This window comes from Mesorhizobium sp. M7A.F.Ca.US.014.04.1.1 (genome assembly GCF_003998745.1).
GTDB lineage: Bacteria > Pseudomonadota > Alphaproteobacteria > Rhizobiales > Rhizobiaceae > Mesorhizobium > Mesorhizobium ciceri.
Genome location: NZ_RZRW01001400.1, coordinates 1 through 539 on the forward strand (window position 1 = coordinate 1; position 539 = coordinate 539).

Consider the following 539-nt stretch of genomic DNA (forward strand, 5'->3'; position numbering starts at 1 on the left):
ATCTTGTAGAGATATTTCGGCATCTTGTAGCCGAGCTGGCGCTCGACGCGAACCCGCAGCGGCGCGCCGTTCTCGACCGGCAGCGGCTTGCCGTTCAGGCCGTAGGCGAGGATCGTCTGCGGGTGACGGGCATCGATGAGGTCGATGGTGCCGTAATATTTGATGTCGCCCGACAGGCTGCGGTCGATCGTGTCGAGGCAATGGAACATGACATAGCGCGCCTGCGGTTTGACCACCGCCTGGTCCAGCACCAGCGACAGCGGCGTGCCGGTCCATTTGGCTATGCAGCTCCAGCCTTCGACGCAGTCATGGCGGGTGATCTGGGTGCGGCTTGGCATGTTCTGGAGCTGCTCGCGGCTGAGCGACAGCGGCTTTTCGACAAGACCCGTCACTTCCAGACGCCAGTCGGCGAAATTGTTGGCGAGCAGGCCCTTGTAGACGTCGTCATCGGGAGCGGTGACGCCGTTCGGCCGCTGCGGCTGGCGGATGTCGGCCTCGGTGAATTCCGGCGCCAGCGCATCGCGTCCAGCGAGCAGGCG

Annotated in this window: 1 protein-coding gene; it reads right to left on the reverse strand. The window is 64.2% G+C overall.

Translation table 11 applies throughout. The features are described 5' to 3' along the window. On the reverse strand, positions 1-539 hold a 539-nt coding region (locus EOA22_RS36770), incomplete at both ends, for a molybdopterin-dependent oxidoreductase (RefSeq protein ID WP_127390768.1).